Genomic DNA, 21,437 nt, shown 5'->3' on the forward strand with positions numbered 1-21,437 from the left:
GACGGCGATTGTGGCGAAGTGGTTAACGCACCGGATTGTGGTTCCGGCATTCGTGGGTTCGATTCCCATCAGTCGCCCCATCTTAAGTAACGCGGGTGTAGTTTAGTGGTAAAACCTCAGCCTTCCAAGCTGATGTCGTGAGTTCGATTCTCATCACCCGCTCCAAATAATGGGCCTATAGCTCAGCTGGTTAGAGCGCACGCCTGATAAGCGTGAGGTCGGTGGTTCGAGTCCACTTAGGCCCACCATATTCCACAGTAGCTCAGTGGTAGAGCTATCGGCTGTTAACCGATCGGTCGTAGGTTCGAGTCCTACCTGTGGAGCCATACTGGCCCGTTGGTCAAGCGGTTAAGACACCGCCCTTTCACGGCGGTAACACGGGTTCGAATCCCGTACGGGTCATCTCAAAAGCAGTTTGCATATGCAAACTGCTTTTTTTGTTTGTAAACAGAGTTTAGACAAAAGAATAAACTCTATTTTTCGTTTTTCTATGATTTTCTCTTCACAATTTGCATTTCCTATGGCACATCTCTAAACGCTTGTTCTAAATTTCGAAAAAAAACCTACAATAGTAATAACAGAATACTGTTTGTACAAAAGGAGGGGAATGCGTGAAAAAACTTGTTTTGTGGTCCATCGGAGTTTTTCTTGTGTATGCAGCTTGTATATGGGTGTATTTATTTTATATAAGTGACACCTCTATTCCACAATCATTAAAAGGTACCAGCGTGGATCCTGCTACGTTTATGAATGCAAGAGAACTTATGTTAACCGAAAAATATTCAAAGATTAGAGATGCGCTCTTTTTTATCCGAATTCCATATGAGTGGTTAGGGTTTATTTTAATTTTAGTGTTAGGTGTGTCTAAGAAAGTGAATAAGTGGTCTAAAGACGTCAGTCGTTTCAGTCTTCTCCAAACTGCTATTTATGTATTTTGGTTATCTGTTCTGCTGCTGATCTACTCTTTTCCTATGGACTGGATTAGCTATAAGCTTTCAACGGCTTACCATATTACGACGCAACCTTTCCAAGGATGGATGAAAGATCTTTTTACAGATTTTTGGGTGAACTATGCCACGATGTTTTTAGTGATTGCTGTGTTATATGCATTCATTCGTAAGTTTTCAAAAAGATGGTGGCTGTATGCGTGGCTAGTATCTATTCCATTTACGCTATTTTTGACGTTTATTCAACCAGTGGTTATCGATCCGTTATATAACGATTTTTATCCATTAAAGAATAAAGAGCTGGAGACGAAAATTTTGCATTTAGCAGATGAAGCTCATATACCTGCTAAGCATGTATATGAAGTAAACATGTCTGAAAAAACGAACTCTCTCAATGCATATGTAACGGGAATAGGTTCTAATTCAAGAATTGTGTTATGGGATACTACTCTTAATAAATTGACGGAACGTGAAATTTTGTTTATCATGGCGCACGAAATGGGTCACTATGTGAAGAAACATATTTATGTAGGGATTGCTTCAGCCTTAGTTTTATCGATTGTAGGTTTATGGCTAACGAAACATTTAGCTAGCTTTGTGATTAAGAGATGGGGGAAAGCATTAAAAATCACTTCTCTTAGTGATTTAAATTCATTACCGCTTATTCTACTTATTTTTTCTGTGCTCACATTTGCTGTAAGTCCTTTAACAAATATGCAGTCGCGTCATCATGAACTTCAATCTGACACGTACGCCATGGACTTAACAGGAGATAAACAAGCTGCTATTAAAACATTTCAGGATTTAACAAAATCAGGACTGTCCCAGGTGAATCCGCCGTATTTAGTGAAAATTTTTCGATATGGTCATCCAACAATATTGGAAAGAATTTCATTTGTTGAGAAGTATGAAAGAAATGAATAAGTGATATAAGAAAAAGTAAAGGATATATGAAGCCTTTTATACGTAGGTATTAATAGAAAAGCCTCCTTGCGAGTAGGAAAAAAATTCTAAAAGGAGGTTTCATTTTCGAAAGTACTGTTATATAATAACGTATGTAAAATAAAAACTGTTTTATAACAATAGGGAGGAATAGTTATTTGTGATTGAAAAGATAGCAGTCAAACTTATCAGCGTATATTCACCTCAGCAAAGTCTTACTACATGTCCTTCAACTATTTACTTATTTCATCTACGTTCTTACTAAAACTATGGCAAACTGCTAATTTACTTCATCATGAAACAGACATATTCTCACTGCTGCGTTTTATATTTTTATGAATATAGAATTTTAAATTCATTAGGGGGTATAAAGAATGAAAGAGATTCGTGTAAAAAACCTTGAAGAGAACTGGAAAAGCGATGAGCGTTGGAAAGGAATTGAACGTCCATATTCTGCAGAAAAAGTCATTGGACTGAGAGGATCCATTGATATTGAACACACGCTTGCTAGAAGAGGGGCCGAAAAGTTCTGGAACTTATTAAAAACAGAGCCATACGTTCATGCATTAGGAGCTTTAACAGGAAATCAAGCAGTACAACAGGTAAAAGCAGGGTTAAAAGCCATTTATCTCAGTGGATGGCAAGTAGCTGCAGATGCAAACCTTTCAGGAAATATGTATCCTGATCAAAGTCTATATCCAGCAAACAGCGTGCCGCATGTTGTGAAACGAATCAATCAAGCGCTGCAGCGTGCCGATCAAATTCAGCATTTAGAAGGAGAAGGAGATATTGATTACTTTGCTCCAATTGTAGCAGATGCAGAAGCAGGGTTCGGAGGACAGTTGAACGTATTTGAATTAATGAAAGGAATGATTGAGTCAGGAGCATCTGCGGTACACTTCGAAGATCAATTGTCATCTGAGAAAAAGTGTGGTCATCTTGGCGGCAAGGTATTGCTTCCAACTCAGACAGCTGTGAAAAACTTGATTGCTGCTCGTTTAGCTGCTGATGTAATGGGTGTTCCAACACTTCTGATTGCTCGTACCGATGCTGATGCCGCTGATTTAATTACAAGTGATGTTGATCCTGTAGATCGCCAGTTTATTACAGGTGAACGCACCGCTGAAGGGTTTTATCGCACGAGAGCCGGAATCGATCAAGCTATCGCTCGTGGCTTAGCATATGCGCCATATGCTGATCTAGTATGGTGTGAGACGTCTGAACCAAACTTGGAACAGGCACAAAAATTTGCAGATGCTATTCATGAAAAATTCCCAGGTAAAATGCTTGCTTATAACTGTTCACCATCTTTCAACTGGAAGAAAAAATTAGATAAGAAAACGATTGAAAAGTTTCAAAGAGAAATCGCAAAAATGGGCTACAAATTCCAATTCGTTACGCTTGCTGGCTTCCACGCTTTAAATCACAGCATGTTTGAACTGGCACGAGGATATAAAACAAGAGGAATGGCAGCTTATTCAGAGTTACAAGAAAGAGAGTTTGCTAGTGAAATAAATGGATATACTGCTACAAGACATCAGCGTGAAGTAGGAACGGGTTATTTTGATGAAGTGGCGCAAGTAGTTTCCGGTGGGACTTCCTCTACAACAGCTTTAAAAGGTTCAACAGAAGAAGAGCAGTTTCAGGCGCATAAATAACAAAAAATCTATGAGTGGAACGGTTGTTTACTTCCACTCATAGAAAAAATTCTAACAAAAAAGATTCTTACATCTGTAAGAATCTTTTTTTATGTAGTAAACACGATTTAACAGACAGCTGTTCTTCCTGAGAAGAAAGGTTCTGCCTGTTAAACGTACATATAAATCATTAACATGAATGAACTTCTTGAAATATTAAGTAGATGTTTGAAGTAAGGATTGGTACTGTGCTGATAGCTCATAAAAAGCAGTTTCATCACGTTGATCTAATGCCGTGTTAATGTTTGTTTCTAACAGTTCTTTTTGACGCTTAAAAAGCGATTCATCAATTACCATTTCGATATAAACATCCAACATACTCACAGTATCAATTACTTTTTTCTTGCGAGCGAGGGACTTCATCATTTCCGTGTACGATTTTTCATTGTTCATACCTCATCACCTCTGCACCCTTTTTATTATTATATAGATTAAAAGAAGAAAAAACAACTAATTTTCTAAATTTTTAGATTTTTATTTTTAGAAATGATAAAGTAAGAGGGAAACGCTACTTTCGTTTTTATCGATTGGCTATTTGGTTTAAAAATGAATCCTTGGGGGCGAAGAAATTGAATCATGTAAAAAAGCGTACGGTAACGGTAGAGGATTTGTATGAATTGAAGTCTGTGTATAACCCTCAGATTTCTCCAGATGGAAAAAGTGTAGTTTATACGGTTCGAGAAACGAAAAAAATAGAAAACGGTTATGAGACGCAGCTGTTTATGTTAGATCTTGAAACAAAAAAAACAAAGCAATTGACGTATTATAAAGGAAATAATCACTCTCCTGCATGGTCTCCTGACGGCAGGTGGATTGCTTTTTTATCAGATCGCAGTCAAACCGTTCAGCTCTATCTATTAGCAGCGACAGGCGGGGAAGCAGAAGCACTCACAGATTGTGAAAAAGGCGTTAGTAATCCCGTATGGTCTCCTTATAGTGACGAAATTATGTTTTCTACAAAAGTGGAAGAAAAAGCTGTAAGAGTTGAACAAAATCATGAGCATCCTCAGCCATACGAAGTGGAACGTTTGTTGTATAAATCCGATGCTAGTGGCTATTTAAAAGGTGAATATACGCAAGTTGCGGTCGTTAAACTTAAAAATAAAGAAGTGACGTTTTTAACGGATGGACCTTATCATCACTCTGTAGGATGCTGGGCCCCTGATGCAAATTCAATTGTATTTTGCAGCAGCCGAGGAGAGAATCCGGATTTATCGTTAACCATGGACGTGTTTATTTTGCATCGTGATACTAAAAAGTTAACATCTATTACAGCAGAAACAGGATATTTTCATCAAGTTTCGTGGTCACCAGATGGGTCATACATAGCTTACATTGGAAATGAACGTACATACGGATCGGCTTCAATGAATGACATATATATTTATCAGGTCTCCAATCAAAAAACAGCTTGTATCACTGCAGGTATAGACTTAGAAATAGGAGATATGGTAGCAGGAGATTTTCACTTTGGAAGAACCGCAGCGGGAATTATGTGGAGCAGTAAGGAAGAATTTTATTTTGTCGTAAGTGAAAAGGGTTCTGTAGGCATATATAAAGGAAATGTAAATGGAAAGTTAGACTCTGTGCTTATGGATAATGCTCACGTATACGGGGTATCTGTTCTTCCCAACGGTGAGGAAGCTATCGTAGCAATCAGTACATTTACACATCCCGGAGATCTTTATTCTTTAAATTTAAAAACAGAGGAACTAGTGAAGCTGACAAACGTTAATGATTCATTTTTAAAGCATGTGCAGTTAACGGAAGCAGAATCTTTTTGCGCGACTGCCACGGACGGTATACATATCCACAGTTGGGTCGTAAAAGCGGCTGCTGCCAACGATGTATCTCCAACCATTTTAGAAATTCACGGAGGTCCGCATCTTATGTATGGTCATACATTTATGTTTGAATTTCAAGTGCTTGCATCAAAAGGGTTCAATATCCTCTTTTCTAATCCAAGAGGCGGAAGAGGATATGGTCAAGCCTTTACAGATGCCGTTCGAGGAGATTACGGAGGCATGGATTATATGGATTTGATGGCAGTAACCGACGAAGCAATTAACCGCTACTCTTATATTAATGAAGATAAACTTGGCGTAACAGGAGGAAGCTACGGAGGATTTATGACAAACTGGATTGTAGGAAGTACAAATCGGTTTAAAGCAGCGGTGACGCAACGGTCTATTTCAAATTGGACGAGTTTTTACGGCGTTAGTGATATTGGCTATTATTTTACCGAATGGGAATTGAAAGCTGATATTTATGAGAATCCGGAAAAACTTTGGAACCACTCGCCGCTTCGTTTAGCGGAGAACGTGAAAACACCGCTGTTAATCTTGCATAGCGAACAGGATTATAGATGTCCAATTGAACAAGCTGAACAGCTTTATGTGGCACTAAAAAGAAAAGATAAAGAAGTAGAATTTATTCGTTTTCCTCAGTCTAACCATGAACTTTCTAGAAGCGGTAAGCCTAATTTACGAACGGCGAGACTAAAATATTTAACCAGCTGGTTTAAACGTTATTTGCAGCAGTCTAAGTAAAAGCACATGTTGTTCTAGAGGTTCTGTTCGTGTAAGTAAGGGCTGGCTATATGGCAAGCGCAACAGGGCAGGAAAGATAAAACGCTGTAAAACTTTTGTTTGGTAAAGGAAAGTAGTACAATAAGTGAAAAGTAGCACAGTTGTTTAAATAAGGAGAACATTCGATGGATTTTGAAACATTAAAGCATTATTTGACATTAGACGGCGTCCTCGAGTTATTAAAACAATATCAATCATTTGGGATCATTCCCGGACTGCTGTTGCCTATTTTAGAAGCGTTTATTCCTATCTTGCCGCTTTTTGCGTTTGTAATGGCTAATGCTGCTGCCTTTGGCTTATGGTTAGGCTTTTTAATTTCATGGATCGGGAGCTGCGTTGGATCACTGCTTGTCTTTTTGATTTTTAGAAAATACGGACAGGCGAGGTTTTTACATTTTATCAGCCGCCATGCGCAAATTCGAAAGATTATGATTTGGGTGGAAAGACACGGTTTTGGACCGCTGTTTATTATGCTTTGTTTCCCTTTTACGCCGTCTTCAGCGATTAATGTAGTAGCTGGACTATCACGTGTCAGTATGGCTCAGTTTATGCTTGCTGTATTAGCGGGTAAAATGGTCATGATATTTATGATGAGCTTTATTGGGGCCGATTTTGTTTCATTTGTGAAACAGCCTTTAAAAGCAGTACTTGTTCTAGTGATCATTTTTGTCCTATGGCTTGTTGGAAAGCAAATTGAACGAAGATTAAATGAAAAATCTAAAGTGAAACAGTATGACAAATAGTTTGTTTATATATAACAAATAGTGATGAAAGACTGCTTTTTAATAGGCAGTCTTTTGTTATACATACAGCAGAAGAGGGTATTGTAAACTATGGAAAAACCTTTTCTTATAGGAATACAGCAGCATTTTTGAAAGGCTTTTTGCCTTTTTCTTAAAGAAGTTATTTGTCTGTTTATTCGGTTGGTAGAACAATGCACATACAGAGTATCTGTCTAGTAATGAACAAGTTTTTTGTTTATCAATTGTGAAAAATATGCTAAAATAAAAGAAAAAACTGGGAATAAATTAGACGTCTATTCCTAGTTGCACCTAAGTAATGAACCCTTTGTTTTCTAGAGATATACATGTTTTTTCTCAACATGTATTATCACCTCATGTATTTCAAAACGTTTTCTTAAAAATTATATGAATGATTTTTGAGCTTGACTACTAAGATGTAAGTAGAGGGATCATTACTAGAAAAGCACCGAATGATCATTAAGACGTGCTTGGCGTCGTTTTGAGGAGGGGAATGCGCTACTAAGATTCAAGCGACTTGCTGATTAATCGTTGTTAGTAAGCGTCTTATAGCGCGGGTGACATGAGATTAAAAGATAAAGTGGCAATTATTACGGGTGCAGCAAATGGGTTAGGGTTCGAAGCTTCTCGAATTTTCGCACAAGAGGGTGCAAAGGTCGCTATGGTTGACTACGATGCAAAAGTAGGAGAAGAACGAGCAGCTCAGCTAAAAGAAGAAGGCGGAGATGTAGCATTCTTTCAAGTAAACGTAGCGGATCGAGACAGTGTAGATGCAATGGTAGAAGAAGTCGTGAAACGCTTCTCTAAAATAGATATTTTAATTAATAATGCAGGTATTACCAGAGATGGAATGCTAACTAAATTATCAGTTGAAAATTTTCAAGCGGTCATTAACGTAAACCTTACAGGCGTTTTTCACTGTACGCAAGCCGTTGTACCGCATATGATTGCTCAAGGTAAAGGGAAAATTATCAGCACATCTTCGGTATCCGGCGTATATGGAAATGTTGGTCAAACAAACTATGCGGCGACAAAAGCCGGCGTAGTGGGAATGACAAAAACATGGGCTAAAGAGCTTGGGCGAAAAGGAATTAATGTAAACGCTGTAGCTCCCGGGTTTATTGAGACGGATATGGTGAAGGCGATGCCGGACAAAATCATTGATCAAATGAAATCTACTATTCCTTTACAAAGGTTAGGTCAGCCTTCTGACATTGGTTATGCTTATCTTTATTTAGCCTCTGATGAGTCCAACTATATTAACGGCACAACACTGCATGTAGATGGTGGAATCATGATGTAAAAGTAGAAAATAACTCGCTTTTCTAAAACTTTTCAGTGGTCATTTGGCTACTGAAAAGTTTTTTTGTTGCATCCAGCATTTCACATATGTGCAAAGTGGAATTTTGTCTGCAAGTTCAGTAAAATAATAAGGAGAGAGATAGAGAGATTTAGCTGATTATCACTATAAAATTTTGACGACTGCGTCACGTGTTTGCGTGGCGTTTATCCATTTTGCACTTAAACAACTAAAAATATAGAGAAGAAAAATGAAGGGGTGAAAACGTGGGGCTACAGTTTTTATTAGGACGTTCAGGAAGCGGGAAAACGGAATATCTTTTAAATAGCATGCGCCAAGAGCTGTTAAATGCTCCGCTTGGGCATCCACTTATTTATATTGTACCTGAACAGATGACATTTCAGTCGGAGTATGCGCTTGTTCAAACACCTGGGTTAGAAGGCATGATGCGTGCTCAAGTTTATAGTTTTACACGTCTTGCGTGGCGTATTCTGCAAGAAGTCGGAGGTATTAGCCGCTATCATGTGGATCAAACAGGTATTCATATGATGCTTAAAAAAATTATCGAGCATCAAAAAAAAGAGCTTCGATTGTTTGCGAATTCTTCAGAACAAGCAGGGTTTATTGAAGAACTAGAAAAAATGGTTAAAGAATTTAAACAGTACACGGTAGATGCACCGTCTCTCGAAGAGATGAAGCAAAAACTTCAAGCAGAAGATGAGAAAGTCCTTGCTGATAAATTACATGATTTACATCTCATTTACGGAGAATTAGAAAAACAGCTGATGACAAAATATGTAGATGGAGAAGATTATTTGAAGCTGTTGAGCGAAAAAGTAGTCTCTTCTGCGTACCTTGCTCAAGCAACGATTTATGTAGATGGATTTCATCACTATACTCCTCAAGAATTAACGGTATTAGTAGAGCTGATGAAAGTTTGTAGAGAAGTGAAAATAGCGGTTACTTCTGATTATTCATATCAAGATTTTATTCCAAATGACCTGCACTTGTTTCGATTAACGAGCGAAACGTATCAAGAAATAATGGGCCTGGCGGCTGAAAACGGGATAGAGATTCAAGAGCCAAACGTATTTAATGAACAAAAAAGGCATCAAAACAGTCCAGAGCTTGCCTATTTAGAACGATATTATGATGAACGGCCAACGCCGGAATTTCAGTCAGAGCCCGAGCACATTCAGCTGCTGCCTGCTGTTAGCCGAAGAGCAGAGGTAGAAGGGATTGCAAGAGAAGTGCTGTCGCTTGTGCGCGATCACGGCTATCGCTATCGTGATATTGCCTTGATTGTTAGAAATGCAGAAGACTATCATGACTTGCTTCAAACCATTTTTCGAGATTATGAAATTCCGTACTTTATTGACCAAAAGCGAGCGATGTTTCACCATCCACTCGTTGAATTTATTCGCTCAGTCTTAGAGGTGGTAAGCGGGTCATGGCGATACGAAACCATCTTTCGGGCAGTGAAAACAGACCTTTTATTTCCTTTGTCATCTGATGTGCACCAGCTTCGCGAAGAGATGGATGAATTAGAAAATTACGTACTTGCTTACGGTATTCAAGGATCTAAGTGGACGAGTAAGGAGCCATTTACCTACAGAAAATATCGTTCGCTTGAAGACATGAACCTTGGGAAAACTGACGAAGAGCTTGCTTTTGAGCAAAAAATAAATGAATTAAAAAATATGATTGTTCCTCCTATTTATTCGCTTCAGCAAAAATTAAAACAAGCGAAAATAGGAAAAGAAAAAGCAGAAGCACTCTATCGTTTTTTAACGAATTTAGATATTCCACAAAAGATAGAAGCGCTGCGCAATCGATGTGAAGAAGAAGGAAAGCTTCAAGAAGCAAGAGAGCACGAGCAGGTATGGAAAGCAATTCTTCACTTATTTGATCAGTTTGTTGAAATGATGGGAGAAGAGAAAGTATCGATTTCTTTGTTCGCGGATCTATTTGAGACAGGGCTTGACAGCATGCAGTTTGCACTTGTTCCGCCTGCACTGGATCAAGTGGTTGTGGCAAGTTTTGAGCGTTCGCGTTTATCCGATATCAAAGCAAGCTTTGTGCTAGGCGTAAATGACGGTGTGATTCCAGCTAAACCAAAAAGCGATGGCCTGTTATCTGAGAAAGAGAGAGAGCAGCTGCTTGAATCAGGCTTATTACTTGCGCCAACTGGAAGGCAAAAGCTGTTTGACGAACAATTTCTCATTTATTTAGCACTTTCCAGCTCTTCTGAAAAACTTTATGTTTCGTATCCTCTTGCCAATGAGGAAGGGAAGACTCTGCTGCCTTCACTCGTTATTAATCGAGTAAAAGAGCTATTTCCGCTCCTGCAGGAAAAGCTGTTAATGACGGAGCCTACGGATTTAGAAGAAGAAAAGCAAGTTGATTATATAACAAATCCCTTAACGAGCATCGCGTATTTAGCCAGCCAGCTGCAAGGGTGGAAACGCCATTATCCGATGAGTTCCGCTTGGTGGGATGTATATAATTTTTATGTAGAAAATTCAGATTGGAACTCATACAGCGAGAAAGTACTAAGCAGTTTATTTTATAAAAACGAAGCAAAAAGGTTAACAAAGAAAACGAGTCAGCGTCTGTATGGAAAGCATATTCAAGCAAGCGTATCGAGAATGGAGAAATTTGAAGCCTGTCCGTACGCTCATTTTGCTTCTCATGGGCTCAAACTTAAAGAACGAAAAGTTTTCAAATTAGCAGCTCCTGACATAGGCGAGTTATTTCACGCGGCGCTGAAGATGATTTCAGACGAGCTTCGCGGCGGTCAAAAAGAATGGAAGAACTTAACGAGAAAAGACTGTCAGCAGCTTTCTACGGCTGCGGTGCACGAACTTGCTCCGCGCTTACAAAACGAGATTTTATTGAGCTCTAATCGTCACCATTATTTAACGCATAAGCTGCAGCAAATTATTGAACGGGCGTCGCTTGTGTTAAGTGAGCACGCTAAGGTGAGTGGGTTTGTTCCTGTTGGATTGGAGCTTGGATTTGGACCTAGCGCGGAGCTGCCTTCTATGCAGTTCACACTGCCAAATGGCCATACGATGGAACTCGTTGGTCGAATTGACAGGGTAGATAAAGCGGAAAGCTCTAAAGGACTTTTACTGCGTATTGTCGACTATAAATCAAGCGATAAAGCATTAAACTTAGTGGAAGTGTACTACGGTTTATCTCTTCAAATTTTAGCTTATTTAGACATAGTCGTGACGTATGCTGAACAGCTTCTTCATGATAATAGAGGAGCATTGCCTGCTGGCGTTCTTTATTTCCACGTTCATAATCCAATGATCAACAGTACTAAAGCATTACAACCTGATCAAATTGAAGCCGAAATCTTCAAGAAGTTTAAAATGAAAGGACTACTTTTAGGGGACGAGGAAGCAGTACGATTAATGGATGAAACGTTAGAATCAGGGCACTCACAAGTTATATCGGCGGGCATTAAAAAGACAGGGGGCTTTTATTCCAATTCTTCGGTTGCGAGCGAAGAAGATTTTACACATCTCCGTCAGTATGTGCGAGGTAAGTTTGTGGAGGCAGGTACAGAGATTACAAATGGAAAAATTGATATTTCGCCTTATAAGCTAAAAGATAAAACACCATGCGCGTTTTGTGAATACCGCTCAATCTGTCAGTTCGACGAATCAATGGAAAACAATGAATATCGTCAGCTTAGTACAGAGAGCCAAAATGTTATTTTAGATAAAATTCGAGAGGAGGCCAAACGAGATGAGTAAAGATATACACGTAAAACCGGCCGACTCCCAGTGGACGGATGATCAGTGGAACGCCATTGTTTCATCAGGTCAAGATATATTAGTAGCCGCGGCTGCTGGTTCAGGAAAAACAGCGGTTTTAGTTGAACGTATTATTAAAAAGATTACGATGGGTGATGAGCCAATCGATGTTGATAGATTACTTGTTGCTACGTTTACAAATGCTTCCGCAGCTGAAATGAGAAATCGAATTGGCGAAGCATTAGAAAAAGAGTTAAAAAAGAATCCATCTTCTTTACACTTGCGCAGACAGCTTAATTTATTAAACCGTGCGTCTATTTCTACGCTTCATTCTTTTTGTTTAGAAGTCATTCGTACGTATTATTATATGATTGATGTAGACCCTGGTTTTCGAATTGCGGATGATACGGAAGCAGAGCTCCTTCGTGAAGAAGTATTGGAAGAACTGTTTGAAGAACAGTACAGTATTGAACAGAACGAGCGATTCTTTGATTTAATTGATCGTTATACAAGTGACCGAAACGATTTAGATATTCAGCTTATGGTAAGAAAGCTATATGACTTTGCAAGATCTAACCCTGACCCAAACGGCTGGCTTGAAATGATCGTGAGTCAATATGATGTCACAGAGGACTCTTCTATTGATTCACTTCCGTTTCTATCTTTTCTTTTACAAGAAGTAACAACGCAGCTGATTGGCATTGAATCGATTTTAAAACAATGCTTAGAGCTAACAAAGCTGCCAGGAGGGCCTGCTCCTCGCGCTGTTAATGCAGAGGAAGACTTGGCTCAAATTCATCGGCTGCTCAGCGCTTCTAAGCATTCTTTTGCTGATTTGCATGAAGAAATGCAGAGTTTGAATTTTACTCGTTTAAAGCCATGTAAAGGAGAAGCATACGACCCTCAGCTTTTAGATGACTTCGGAGAGCTTCGCAAAAAAGCTAAGACAAGCCTTGAAAAGCTTCATGCTGATCTGTTTTCTAGGCCTTTGCAAGGCTACATGGCTGATTTTGAAAAAATGAAGCCGGTTATTGAAACGCTAATCTTTTTAGTTCAGCGCTTCGGTGAACGATATGAACACATTAAAAAAGAGAAAGGGTTAGTGGACTTTTCTGATTTAGAACATTATTGCTTGCAAATCTTGAGTGTAAAAAAAGACGGTGTGCTTAAGCCTTCGTCCATTGCCCAAAAATATCGCACTCAGTTTGCAGAGGTACTTGTTGACGAATATCAAGATACAAATATGGTTCAAGAAACACTAATTAAATTAGTGACGAGAGATAGTGAAGAACAAGGAAATTTATTTATGGTTGGAGATGTAAAACAATCCATTTACCGCTTTCGTTTAGCGGAGCCATTTTTATTCTTAACAAAGTACAAGCGCTTTACACAAGATGGTCGCCAGTTCGGAAAACGTATCGATTTGAATAAAAACTTCCGCAGTCGTTCTCAAGTGCTTGATGCGACAAACTTTATTTTTAACCAGCTGATGGATGAAGAAGTAGGAGAAATTGCATATGACGATGATGCTTCTTTAAAATTAGGAGCATCGTATCCAAAAGTGGAAGGAATGGAAACGGAGCTTCTGCTAATTGCAAAAGAAAATGCAGAAGAAGGAGCGGAAGAAGAATCGGATTCTTCTCTCGTCGCTTTTTCAGAAGCGGAGCTTGAAACGGCTCAGTTAGAGGCAAGAGCAATGGCGCGTAAAATCAAAGAACTCGTTCAAAACCGTTTTCAAATATATGATCGCAAGCTCGATATTATGAGAAACGTGACGTATCGTGACTTTGTTATTTTGCTTCGTTCCATGCCTTGGGCTGCGCAGATTATGGATGAATTTAAACAAGAAGGCGTTCCGATTTATGCCGATTTATCAACAGGTTATTTTGATGCTACTGAAGTGATGATTATGATGTCTTTATTAAAAGTAGTAGATAACCCGCATCAAGACATTCCATTAGCTTCTGTTCTTCGCTCGCCGGTAGTAGGACTTTCAGATGAAGAGTTAGCTACACTGAGAGCAGAGCAAAAGAAAGGAACGTATTACGATGCGTTAAAAACGTACTTAGCGGTTTCAGATGATGAAGAACTTCGCGATAAAGTAAAATATTTCTATGATCAGTTAAAAGCATGGAGAACACAAGCTAGACAAAGCTCTTTGTCAGAACTAGTCTGGCAAATTTACCGCGATACGGGTTTCTTTGAATTTGTTGGCGGACTTCCTGGCGGGAAGCAGCGTCAAGCCAATTTACGTGCTCTTTACGATCGCGCTCGCCAGTATGAGGCAACTTCCTTTAGAGGTCTGTTTCGATTTTTACGCTTTATTGAACGTATGCAGGACCGGGGGAACGATTTAGGAGCTGCTCGAGCACTAGGAGAACAAGAAGATGTTGTGCGTTTGATGACGATCCACAGCAGTAAAGGTCTTGAATTTCCTGTTGTTTTTGTAGCTGGCCTCGCTCGTCAGTTTAACTTGATGGACTTGAATAAAGCATATTTACTCGATAAAGAACTAGGTTTTGGATCTAAATATATTGATCCGAAACTGCGTATTACGTACCCAACGCTTCTTCAGCAGACCATGAAGAAAAAAATGAAAAAAGAAAGCATGGCAGAAGAAATGCGGGTATTATACGTAGCTTTGACGCGTGCGAAAGAAAAGCTTATTTTAGTCGGAACAGTAAAAGATGCACCAGAAAAGCTTAGACAGTGGAGCTCTGTTATGGCACATGAAGATTGGACGCTTCCAGCTCACGTGAGAAGAGATGCAAAATGTTATTTAGACTGGATTGGACCTTCTTTAATTCGTCACCAAAATGTTAGTCACATGGTTGAAGGAGAGGTCCAGCCGGCTGAGATGGTTCATCAGCATGCTTCAAGCTGGAAACTTTCAACGTTATTAGCGGTTGATTTAGCCGAACAGCCTCTTGAAGAGCAGCAACATCATGAAGAGCTCTTGAACGCTCTTCAAAAGCATGAGCCAGTTACAGAATCCAGCGATTATAAAGAGGAAGTGTATAGACGCTTAAATTGGTCTTATGATTATCGTGTAGCTTCCGTTCATCGTTCAAAGCAATCTGTTTCTGAACTAAAAAGGCAGCAGCAGCTGACGGATGCAGGTGGAAGCGACGATCTCGTTCGGGGATCTAAAGCACCTCTTGAAAACCGTCCGCTGTTTCTTCAAGAAAAATCTCTCACAGGAGCTGAAAAAGGAACAGCTACACATGCCGTTATGCAGCAGCTTCCATTAAATAAAGTTTATACCCTCGAAATGGTTCAAGACTTTATTCAATCAATGGTTACCAAAGAATTATTGACGCAAGAACAAGCGGATGCCGTTGATGCAAATGATGTAGCAGACTTTTTAGACAGTGACATTGCACAAGGTATTCGAACGGCTCGCACGGTTTATAGAGAGATGCCTTTTAGTTTAGGTGTCTCCGCTAAAGAAATCTATGATCGTTGGGAGCAGGAAGATGAAACGATTTTAGTACAAGGTATTATTGATTGTTTATATGAAACGGAAGAAGGCCTCGTTTTACTTGATTTTAAAACAGATAATATTTCGGATCGTTTTCAAGGGGATTTTGAACGAGCAAAACCATTTCTAATTGAAAGATACCGCATTCAGTTAGAGCTTTACGCAAAGGCCATTGAGCGGATTGTGAAACAACCTGTTCAGCATCGCTATCTTTACTTTTTAGATGGTGGACATGCTGTTGAAATATAAGAAAAGAAGAAGGCGATAGTCTTCTTCTTTTTCACCAATAAGGAGAGAGTAACATGCGTTTATTACATACAGCGGATTGGCATTTGGGGCGAACGTTAGAAGGTCGAAGCCGTCTAGCTGAGCAAGCACAGTTTTTAGATGAACTGGCAGACATTGTGGAAGAAGAAAAGATAGATGCTATTCTCATGGCGGGAGATGCCTTTGATACGGTTAACCCTCCAGCAGCGGCAGAGCAGCTCTTTTACGAAAGTATGTCTAGGTTGAGCAACAATGGAAAACGTCCAATTATTGTTATTGCAGGTAATCATGATAACCCAGATCGGCTGTCGGCGGCTTCTCCATTAGCTGTTCATCAAAATATTACACTTCTTGGTTTGCCTACTACCGATGTAGAAAGCATTCACATTCCTACATCAGATGAAATATTAAAGGTTGCGGCTCTTCCTTACCCATCTGAATCAAGGTTAAAGGAACTGTTAGCAGAAGAAAATGATGAGCTGGCTCTTCGAAATTCATACGATGCCAGAGTAAAAGGTATTTTCGATAAAATGAGTGAGCAGTTCACAACAGATACCGTTAATATTGCGATGAGTCATATTTACGTAGCAGGCGGAAGTTCAACGGACTCAGAACGTCCAATTGAAGTAGGAGGAGCTTATACGGTGGCGGCAACTAGTTTGCCTGCTAATGCTCAATATGTAGCTCTAGGACATTTGCATCGCCCGCAAATGATCAATCGCGCCAACACCTTTGCAAGATATTCTGGGTCACCTCTTGCCTATAGCTTTTCAGAGTCAGGATATGCAAAGTCTGTTACCATTTTAGATGCTCAGCCAGGAAAAGAGGTTGAAATGACGGAAATTCCATTATCTAGCGGAAAGCCTTTGACGCGTTGGAAAGCAAAAAACGGATTGGCAGAAGTATATACGTGGCTTGATGAACAGAAAGATGCGCAGGCATGGGTTGATTTAGAAGTTCACGTAGAAGATGCACTTTCACTAGAAGAAATCCATCGACTTCGCAAGCTTCATGCAGGCTTTATTCATATTCGTCCGGTATTCAAAGCAGAAGAACTAGCACATGAAACACGTTCACAGCGCGAAGTGCCGATCGAAGAACTGTTTACAAAGTTCTACAGCAGGCAAACCGGCGGAGGGGCACCTGATGATGAGTTAGTCAAACTGTTTTTAACCTTGATTAACGATGAAGAAGTATCGGGAAAGGAGGATGAAAAATGAAACCTATTAACTTGACCGTTTCGGGGCTTCACAGTTTTAGAGAAAAACAAACTGTCGACTTTGAAGCGCTGTGTTCAGGCGGTGTGTTTGGAATATTTGGTCCTACTGGAAGCGGGAAATCCTCCATTTTGGATGCCATTACACTAGCTTTATACGGAAAAGTAGAGCGTGCAGCCAATAATACACAAGGAATTTTAAATCACGGGGAAAATGAACTGAAAGTATCGTTTACGTTCGAGCTGGAAAACGCTAGTCATAAAAAACGCTATACTGTTGAACGAAGCTTTAAACGGACAGATGAGCTGCGTGTGAAATCAGCTTCCAGTCGATTGATTGAAATCGAAGATGAAACGTACGTATTAGCGGATAAAACAAATGATGTAAACCAGCAGGTACAGGAACTTCTTGGTTTAACAATTGATGATTTTACAAGAGCTGTTGTATTACCACAAGGAAAATTTGCAGAGTTTTTATCGTTAAAAGGGACGGAACGTCGTCAAATGCTTCAGCGTCTTTTTAATCTCGAGCAGTACGGAGATCAGCTTAGTAAGAAAATACGCTATCAAGTTCAGCAGCTAAAAACAGACCTAGATAAAATCACGGCAGAACAAACGGGATTAGGTGAAGCTTCAACAGAGAAAGTAACAGAAGCCGAGCAGCTTGTAAGTGATAGCATTGTACTTTTGGAAAAACGAGAAAAAGAAGCGGCTGATTTGCAGGAACGATACGATCAGCAGGCATCTCTTTGGAAAGCGCAGCAGGAAAAAACACTGTTAGAAGAAAAACTAGTGCATGCTTCTAAGCAGGAAGAGGAGATTAAACAAAAGCAAGATTTGCTGACGAAAGCGCAGCAGGCAGAGCGTCTTTTTCCTTATTTAGAAACATTTGAACAAGCTGAAAAACAGCAGAAGCTTTATAAAGATAAAGTAGAAAAATTAAAAGTGCAAATTGTTCAGCAAAGTGAGGAATATAAGCGATCGAATAGCTTATATGAGCAGGCTCGCTTACAAAAAAATGAACAGCAGCCCAAATTAGTTGTTCAAAAAGAACAGCTTCAACAAGCTTCTGATCTTCAAAAACAAATTAAAGATGGGCAGCAAGAAGTAAAAGAAGCGGAAGTTTCTCTTCAGCAAAAGCAGCAGGCACTTCAAGCGAAAAACGATGAATTAATGGAAGCGGATAAGCGGTATCAGCAAGGCTTGGCTCTTCAAAAAGAGTTAAAAGAAGCATTAACAAAGGTGGAGATTCAACCTGATTATCGGCAGGCTGTTCAGCAAGCATTTTACCGTTATCAAGTATGGAATAATGATAAAAAAAATCTAGATGAAGGCCAAAAAACGTATAAAGAAAAAGCGGAACAGCTTCAGCATTTGCATACACAAAAACAGACACACCAAGAGAGATATCAGCAAACAATAGAACAAAGTAAAGCGTTATTTTCAGATATTCAAGGCTTGTATCATACTGTATGTGAGCGGGAAAAAGAGTTTCAGCAGCTTTTTCAACAAGCAGATCGTTTAATGAGCGATCTAAAAAGACGCAAAGAAAAAGAATGGTCACGCCGTCTGGCTCATCAATTAGCTGAGCAGCTGACCCAAGGAGAGCCTTGTCCAGTTTGTGGCTCTGAGCATCATCCTAACCCCGTGTTACACCAACAAGAAGATGACGTCACAACTGAGTCAGCGGATCAGTTCGAAGATCAAGTCAATCAATTGCGTGAACAGCGATTTAGCTATTCGTCGCTCAAAATGCAGCTTGAACAGCTAGCTAAACCTCTTGTTGAAAAAATACCTGAGTTAGCTGAGTTTATGAACGAAGCTGGCGAAGTTTCTGCTTTAGGAGAAATGGGTACAGATGCCTTTGGGCAGTATGCTAAGAAAATAGAAGTTGAAATCAAATCTCTTGAGCAGGATTATTTGCAGGTAAGTGAAAAACAGCAGGCAATTCTAGGGCAGGTACAAAAGGTCCAGCAAAGTCTTGAAAAGATTGAATTAGAGCTTGCTCATTATCAAAAAGAACAAATTGAATTAGAAGGAAAAGTCAATCAGCAAAAACAAACGTTACAAGCAGGAAAAGAAGCTTTTCAACAAGATTATCCTTCCTTTGTATTTGAAGAGATGGAAAAAATTAACGAACAGCTAAATGAGCGAGAAAAAGAAGAGCAGACAATAAAGGCTCGAATTGAAAAAAGTAGCGTATTTTTTGAAAATCAGCAAAAGAAAATCGAACGTCTAAAAGAAGAAAAATATGCGGGCGAAAAAGAATTTACAGAATTAAAAGCAATGCTGTCTCATAAACAATCTCTTGTTCACTCGCAAATTGAACGCTTGCGTACGCTTACAGATCAAGAAGATATTGAACAAGCGCTGCAAAAAACAGTTCACTTACTTGCGGAGTTAGAGACGAATGAACAGCAGGCGTATCAGCATTGGCAGACTGTTCAAAAAGCGTATCAAACGCTGCAAATGGATGAAAAAGCAGCGAGCGAATCTCTAGAAACAGCTCATATCCAGTATAAAAAAGCAGCTGAAAAATGGGAAGAAGCTATAGGAAATTCTTTATTCAGCGAAGGAAAAGAAGTTCAGCAAGCTTTGTTATCAAATGATGAGATGAAATTGTTGGATGAAACTGTTCAGGCTTATTGGGACAACATAAAACAGATGAAGTCATCAATTGAACAGTTAAATATCCAGCTGAATCACCAGTCCATAGAAGAGCAGCAATTTGAAGAAACTCAGCAGCTGCTTCATGATATAAAAGCGGCTGTAAAAGAAGCCGTTCAGCTCAAGGGAGCAGCTGAGCAAACGTTAAAAAGTGTCAAAGAACGGCATGAGCGATTTTTAGTGCTTGAACAGGACCGTGAAGAAAAACAAGCGTTATTTGAACAGTATCAAAAGCTTCAAACAGTATTTAAAGGAAATGCTTTCGTCGAATATATTGCTGAAGAACAGCTGATGTCCGTCAGCCGAGATGCTTCAGAGCGTCTGGGTATATTAACACGTCAGCGCTATGCGATTGAAGTGGATTCACAAGGCGGCTTTATCATGAGAGATGATGCAAATGGAGGCGTAAAACGTCCGGTTTCAACTTTATCGGGAGGGGAAACATTTTTAACTTCCCTCGCTCTGGCCCTTTCATTATCTGCACAAATACAGCTAAGAGGAGAATATCCACTGCAGTTTTTCTTTTTAGATGAAGGATTTGGAACGCTTGATGGAGAGCTTCTTGATACAGTGGTTACGGCGCTTGAAAAACTTCAGTCCAATAATTTATCAATTGGAGTCATCAGTCACGTACAAGAACTTCGAGCTCGGCTGCCAAAACGTTTGATTGTTGAGCCATCCGAGCCTTCTGGCAAAGGAACTAGTGTAAGAGTAGAAACTTTATAGGGAAGGAAATCTATATGAAGAAAAAAGACAGGCGAATAGGAACATGCGAATTATGCGGAAGGCAGGAGGTCTTGACGACCGTACATCATTTAACGCCAAAGGAAATGGGCGGAGCGTTTGAACCGACGGCAAACTTATGTATTCCGTGTCATAAACAAATTCATGCGTTATACACAAATGATGAATTAGCCATTCGTCTTAATACGATTTCTTTATTACAAGCTGATTCTAAAATTAGCTCTTTTATTAAATGGATTCGTAAACAGCCTTCTTCTAAATTACCTAAAACCAAAAAATCAAACAGCCGAAAATCCAGGTGAATAAAAAACCCCTTATCTGCTTTAGTAGCAAAGATAAGGGGTTTTTTTAAGCATTTGCCGCTATATTTTGATCGAATAAATCTGGATCTAACGTATTTGTTCCTGAAATGCCGTTATTTGTATTAACAAAGTTACCTGTATTTAAAGAGCCGGAGCCTGAGGCTGTTTTAGCAGCGCTTTTTGGAGAAACATAAAACGTATCTCCAAACGTTACGACACCGCCCCCGACGCTCGTGATACTAACGGGTCCGATTATTGCTGGCATGAGGTTCACACCCCTTTTTTTCGTGATATTAGTTTAGTATATGAGCCATTTCTTAAAAGGTTCACTCACTGCCGCTAGGTGCTGAGGCAGCTTTTTTCGATGTTCCGGCTTCAGCTTCCTTTGAAGGTTCATCGTTGATCAGTTCACGAATATGCTTAATGCGGGCTTCTGCATAAACATTGCAGGTCGAGCCAACATGAATAACTGACGAGAATGAGCACCCTTTTATATCAATTCTGTTAACGCGGATTAAAGGTATTTCATTCCACGTTTGAACGGGAATAGGTTCGTAGTCACCATGGGGAATAGGCTCACTAAAGATAGCATAATCATCAAAATTTCCTTCTCTGCCGTAGAAAAACGGATACTGTCTCCGATCAGCTAAAGCTCTATTAAGTAAGTGAATTTCTGTTGAATCTCCAATTTGGCAAAAGGAGCTCGCCGACAAGGAATTGATTTCTATATAATTAACAGAAGATGTGCGTGAAAGCAT

General features: G+C 39.5%; 13 protein-coding genes and 5 tRNA genes. 15 read left to right on the top strand and 3 right to left on the bottom strand.

Translation table 11 applies throughout. From position 1 onward, the window contains the following. The first annotated feature begins 4 nt into the window (after window positions 1-4). From LJY09_RS03210 to aceA, 7 genes are all read left to right on the top strand, one after another. A tRNA-His gene (locus tag LJY09_RS03210) sits at window positions 5-80 on the top strand. 11 nt (window positions 81-91) lie between these two features. After that, window positions 92-165: transfer RNA gene (locus LJY09_RS03215), tRNA-Gly, on the top strand. A gap of 6 nt (window positions 166-171) precedes the next feature. Next, window positions 172-248, top strand: a tRNA-Ile gene (locus LJY09_RS03220). A 3-nt stretch (window positions 249-251) separates the two neighbouring features. Further along, window positions 252-326 (top strand) — tRNA-Asn (locus LJY09_RS03225). Between the two features lie 4 nt (window positions 327-330). Then, a tRNA-Glu gene (locus LJY09_RS03230) sits at window positions 331-402 on the top strand. Between the two features lie 209 nt (window positions 403-611). Next, window positions 612-1,871 (top strand): M48 family metallopeptidase, encoded by a 1,260-nt coding sequence (locus LJY09_RS03235; protein WP_154973623.1) that lies wholly within the window; start codon window positions 612-614, stop codon window positions 1,869-1,871. Between the two features lie 392 nt (window positions 1,872-2,263). After that, window positions 2,264-3,547, top strand: a complete 1,284-nt coding sequence (gene aceA, locus LJY09_RS03240; RefSeq protein WP_028412422.1) for an isocitrate lyase — start codon at window positions 2,264-2,266, stop codon at window positions 3,545-3,547. A 195-nt stretch (window positions 3,548-3,742) separates the two neighbouring features. Here the strand turns inward: aceA and LJY09_RS03245 are convergent, their stop codons facing one another. Then, entirely contained in the window at window positions 3,743-3,979 is a 237-nt protein-coding gene (locus tag LJY09_RS03245; protein ID WP_028412421.1) for an IDEAL domain-containing protein, read from the bottom strand. A 176-nt stretch (window positions 3,980-4,155) separates the two neighbouring features. Here LJY09_RS03245 and LJY09_RS03250 point away from each other — a divergent pair, with 176 nt between their 5' ends. The 8 genes from LJY09_RS03250 to LJY09_RS03285 all read left to right on the top strand — a co-directional run bounded on the left by LJY09_RS03250 (window position 4,156) and on the right by LJY09_RS03285 (window position 20,679). Continuing rightward, on the top strand, window positions 4,156-6,135 hold the full coding sequence (locus LJY09_RS03250) for a S9 family peptidase (RefSeq protein WP_098999233.1): 1,980 nt from the start codon (window positions 4,156-4,158) through the stop codon (window positions 6,133-6,135). A gap of 164 nt (window positions 6,136-6,299) precedes the next feature. After that, the gene (locus LJY09_RS03255) at window positions 6,300-6,917 is read left to right on the top strand and encodes a TVP38/TMEM64 family protein (protein WP_028412419.1); all 618 of its coding nucleotides are present in this window, start codon (window positions 6,300-6,302) and stop codon (window positions 6,915-6,917) included. Between the two features lie 580 nt (window positions 6,918-7,497). Further along, a complete protein-coding gene (fabG, locus tag LJY09_RS03260) occupies window positions 7,498-8,238 on the top strand; it encodes a 3-oxoacyl-ACP reductase FabG (protein WP_014461644.1) in 741 nt (246 codons plus the stop codon). A gap of 263 nt (window positions 8,239-8,501) precedes the next feature. Then, the gene (gene addB, locus LJY09_RS03265) at window positions 8,502-12,002 is read left to right on the top strand and encodes a helicase-exonuclease AddAB subunit AddB (RefSeq protein ID WP_228307483.1); all 3,501 of its coding nucleotides are present in this window, start codon (window positions 8,502-8,504) and stop codon (window positions 12,000-12,002) included. Further along, the gene (gene addA, locus LJY09_RS03270) at window positions 11,995-15,732 is read left to right on the top strand and encodes a helicase-exonuclease AddAB subunit AddA (protein WP_155010438.1); all 3,738 of its coding nucleotides are present in this window, start codon (window positions 11,995-11,997) and stop codon (window positions 15,730-15,732) included. The genes addB and addA overlap by 8 nt, the downstream gene beginning before the upstream one ends. A 53-nt stretch (window positions 15,733-15,785) precedes the next feature. Further along, window positions 15,786-16,970: an exonuclease SbcCD subunit D gene (locus LJY09_RS03275; protein ID WP_098625737.1), complete on the top strand. Its 1,185-nt coding sequence runs from the start codon at window positions 15,786-15,788 to the stop codon at window positions 16,968-16,970. Then, entirely contained in the window at window positions 16,967-20,359 is a 3,393-nt protein-coding gene (locus LJY09_RS03280) for an SbcC/MukB-like Walker B domain-containing protein (RefSeq protein ID WP_155010437.1), read from the top strand. Before LJY09_RS03275 ends, LJY09_RS03280 begins: the two co-directional genes overlap by 4 nt. Window positions 20,360-20,373: 14 nt before the next feature. Then, window positions 20,374-20,679: an HNH endonuclease gene (locus LJY09_RS03285; protein ID WP_155010436.1), complete on the top strand. Its 306-nt coding sequence runs from the start codon at window positions 20,374-20,376 to the stop codon at window positions 20,677-20,679. Window positions 20,680-20,725: 46 nt separating this feature from the next. Here LJY09_RS03285 and LJY09_RS03290 read toward each other — a convergent pair whose 3' ends face one another. Together LJY09_RS03290 and LJY09_RS03295 are read right to left on the bottom strand one after the other, a co-directional pair. Next, window positions 20,726-20,944, bottom strand: coding sequence for a spore germination protein (locus LJY09_RS03290; protein WP_013055353.1), 219 nt, complete (start codon window positions 20,942-20,944; stop codon window positions 20,726-20,728). A 61-nt stretch (window positions 20,945-21,005) separates the two neighbouring features. Beyond that, on the bottom strand, window positions 21,006-21,437 hold the full coding sequence (locus LJY09_RS03295; RefSeq protein ID WP_014461639.1) for a spore germination protein GerPE: 432 nt from the start codon (window positions 21,435-21,437) through the stop codon (window positions 21,006-21,008).

The sequence above is a fragment of the Priestia sp. J2 genome, assembly GCF_020790095.1.
GTDB classification, from domain to species: domain Bacteria; phylum Bacillota; class Bacilli; order Bacillales; family Bacillaceae_H; genus Priestia; species Priestia zanthoxyli.